The following is a 3549-nucleotide window of genomic DNA, read 5'->3' as shown; positions in this document are numbered from 1 at the left end:
CCGCGTCATCGACGACGAAGACGAAATCATCGAAGAAATCTTCGCCCATTACGAAAACCGCTTGGAAGACTTGTCCGAACACCAAAATGCTTGGTCGCTGGGGCTGTAAAAAACTAAGGTTTCAACTAAAAAAGCGGTTATCCCGCCTGCCCTTGCTTCATTAATAAAGGCCGTCTGAAAATGTTTTCAGACGGCCTTTTATCTTCTTTCAAAGCGTTTAATTGTTTTCCCACTCGACATGCTCACTCAAGAAGCCGCCACTTTGGTGTGCCCAAAGTTTGGCGTACAGGCCTTGTTTCTCGAGCAATTCGGTGTGGCTGCCTTCTTCGATGATACGGCCTTTGTCCAAGACGATGAGGCGGTCCATCGCGGCGATGGTGGAGAGGCGGTGGGCAATGGCAATCACGGTTTTGCCTTCCATCATTTTGTCGAGGCTTTCTTGGATGGCGGCTTCGACTTCGGAGTCGAGCGCGCTGGTGGCTTCGTCAAGCAATAGAATCGGCGCATCTTTAAGCATAACGCGGGCGATGGCGATGCGTTGGCGCTGGCCGCCGGAAAGTTTCACGCCGCGTTCGCCAACGTGTGCATCATAGCCGCGCCGGCCTTTGGCGTCGCTTAAGTTAGGAATAAAACCGGCGGCCTCGGCGCGTTCCGCGGCGGAAATCATTTCGGCTTCGGTCGCATCGGGACGGCCGTAGATAATGTTGTCGCGGACGGAGCGGTGCAACAGGGAGGTATCTTGCGTCACCAAACCGATTTGAGCGCGTAGGCTTTCTTGGGTAACGCTGTCCACGTTTTGGCCGTCGATCGAAATCGTGCCGCTTTGCGGTTCGTAAAAGCGCAGGAGCAGGTTGACGATGGTGGATTTGCCCGCGCCGCTGCGGCCGATCAAGCCGACTTTTTCGCCAGGTTTGATGTTCAGATTAAAGCCGTTGAGGAGCGGTTTGCCGGCTTCGTAGGAGAAATCGACGTGTTCAAACTTGATTTCGCCTCGGGTGACTTTAAGCGGCAGGGCGTTCGGCTTGTCGAGGATGGTGTGCGGCTTGGACAGGGTTGCCATGCCGTCGCCGACAGTGCCGATGTTTTCAAACAATCGGGCGGATTCCCACATGATGTATTGCGACAAACCGTTGACGCGCAACGCCATGGCGGTGGCGGTAGCCACTGCGCCGACGCCGACTTGCCCGTGATACCAAAGCCAGATTCCCAGCGCGGTCGTGCCGGCGGTCAGCGAGCTGTTGACGATGAAGCTGCAGGTGTGCAGAAGCGTCGCCAAACGCATTTGGGCGTGTACCGTCACCATAAATTCTTCCATCGACTGCTTGGCGTAGGCCGCTTCGCGCGCGCCGTGGGAGAAGAGTTTGACGGTGGTGATGTTGGAATAGGCGTCGGTAATGCGGCCGGTCATCAGCGAACGCGCATCCGCCTGACGCGCGGCGGTTTTCCCAAGCTTGGGAATCAGGAAGCGCATCACCAAGGCGAAGCCGATAATCCAGCCGATAAAGGGCAACAGCAGCCAGCCGTCGAACGAAATCAGAATCACGCCGGACGTGATGAAATACACCAGCACATACACAACCATGTCGGCAACCGTCATCACCACGTCGCGCATCGCCAGCGCGGTCTGCATGACTTTGGCGGACACGCGGCCGGCAAATTCGTCCTGATAGAAACCGAGGCTCTGCCCCAGCATCAGGCGGTGGAAATTCCAGCGCAGGCGCATGGGGAACACGCCTTGCAGGGTTTGCAGGCGCACGTTGGACGCGAGGAAGGTCCAGAGGGCAAAAAACACCATCATCCCCGCCATCGCCGTCAACGCCCAGCCTTTTTCAGCAAACAGGGTCGCGGGCGTGTATTTGCCGAGCCAGTCCACGACTTTGCCCATAAATTGAAACAGCAGGGCTTCCATGATGCCGATACCGGCGGTAAACACCGCCAATACGGCAATCCATTTGCGCAAGCCTTCGATATTGCTCCAGACAAACCGCCACAGCCCTTTTTCAGGCGTTTTCGGGGCGGCTTCGGGATAGGGGTCGATTCGGGATTCGAACCATGAGAATATTTTTTTAATCATTGTTTTTGCAAATGTGATAAGACGGTCAGGCCGTCTGAAAAGAAGTGTTCAAATACATTCAAGACTGTATTTTACGGGAAAAATCCAACTGATGACAGCGGATACCGTCAGTCCGATCAAACCAATCTATCGGCTTGACCATCTAAAAATCCCTTTGCTTTACATAAAACAAAGGCCGTCTGAAACTTTTCAGACGGCCTTTGCTGGATTTAGGTTGCCCTTAAAAATCACTCTTTACGTTGACGGCCCAAATCGGCAGCGGCAGTAAACAAGACGTCGGTGGAAGAGTTTAACGCAGTTTCTGCAGAGTCTTGAATCACGCCGATGATGAAGCCGACGGCAACCACCTGCATGGCCACATCATTATCGATACCGAACAGGCTGCACGCCAAAGGAATCAGCAGCAACGAGCCACCGGCCACACCGGATGCACCGCACGCGCTGACGGTAGCCACCAGGCTCAGCAGCAGGGCAGTGGCGAAGTCAACCGTAATGCCTTGCGTGTGCGCCGCAGCCATCGCCAAAACGGTAATGGTGATTGCCGCACCGGCCATATTGATGGTAGCACCCAATGGAATGGAGATTGAGTAAGTGTCTTCGTGCAAACCCAGTTTTTTCGCCAATGCCATATTCACAGGGATATTGGCGGCGGAAGAACGGGTAAAGAAGGCATAAACGCCGCTTTCGCGCAGGCAGATAAACACCAGCGGGAAAGGATTTCGGCGGATTTGCGACCACACAATAATCGGGTTGACCACCAAAGCAATAAACAGCATACAGCCGAGTAATACGGCCAACAGCTGCATATAACCGGCAAGCGCTTCAAAACCGGTTTCCGCAATGGTAGAAGACACCAAGCCGAAAATACCCAGCGGCGCAAAACGGATAATCCATTTCACAACCGTCGAAACGGTATCGGCCAAATCGGCCGCCACTTGGCGGGTCGTATCCGAGCCGTGATGGCGCAAAGCCGCACCCAATACCAAAGCCCAAGCCAAAATGCCGATATAGTTAGCATTGGCCAGCGCGTTAATCGGGTTGGCCACCAAATTCATCAGCAGCGTTTTCAGCACTTCGACAATGCCGGAAGGCGGCGCAACGGATACATCGCTGGCCGTACGCAGAATCAGCGTGGTCGGGAATGCCATACTGGCAATAACTGCCACCACAGCCGCAGCAAACGTACCGAAAATATACAAAATTAAAATCGGTTTGATGTGGGCCTGATTGCCTTTTTGGTGTTGCGCAATAGCGGCAGTCACCAAAACAAATACCAAAATCGGCGCGATAGCCTTAAGCGCACCGACAAACAGGCTGCCCAGCAGTCCTGCGCTGATACCGACTTGCGGCGAAACTGCACCCACAATAATACCTAAAACCAAGCCGATGGCGATTTGCGCCACCAGGCTGACGCGATTGAGCGCGTTCAAAATCGGATTGCCACTTGCCATATCCGTTCCTTCACAATTTAAAGA

2 protein-coding genes and 1 pseudogene are annotated in these 3549 nt (G+C 54.1%); 1 reads left to right on the top strand and 2 read right to left on the bottom strand.

The window, feature by feature from the left end; all coding sequences use genetic code 11:
* A pseudogene (locus ACTHUT_RS15660) lies at positions 1-109 on the top strand (TIGR00730 family Rossman fold protein); the annotation flags it as partial.
* A gap of 108 nt (positions 110-217) precedes the next feature.
* On the opposite strand, the gene ACTHUT_RS15655 reads toward ACTHUT_RS15660, so the two are convergent.
* Both ACTHUT_RS15655 and sstT read right to left on the bottom strand, forming a co-directional pair.
* The gene (locus tag ACTHUT_RS15655; protein WP_440419003.1) at positions 218-2074 is read right to left on the bottom strand and encodes an ABC transporter ATP-binding protein; all 1857 of its coding nucleotides are present in this window, start codon (positions 2072-2074) and stop codon (positions 218-220) included.
* 227 nt (positions 2075-2301) lie between these two features.
* Complete coding sequence (sstT, locus tag ACTHUT_RS15650; RefSeq protein ID WP_250599356.1) at positions 2302-3525, bottom strand: serine/threonine transporter SstT; 1224 nt, start codon at positions 3523-3525, stop codon at positions 2302-2304.
* Between the last annotated feature and the right edge of the window lie 24 nt (positions 3526-3549).

Source organism: Neisseria sp. P0022.S010 (assembly GCF_051956635.1).
This window is presented reverse-complemented; position numbering and strand designations above follow the sequence as displayed.

Bases quoted from the DNA above. Each gene is read 5' to 3' on its own strand.
- sstT (WP_250599356.1), bottom strand. From the start codon at position 3,525: ATGGCAAGTGGCAATCCGATTTTGAACGCGCTCAATCGCGTCAGCCTG.
- ACTHUT_RS15655 (WP_440419003.1), bottom strand. From the start codon at position 2,074: ATGATTAAAAAAATATTCTCATGGTTCGAATCCCGAATCGACCCCTAT.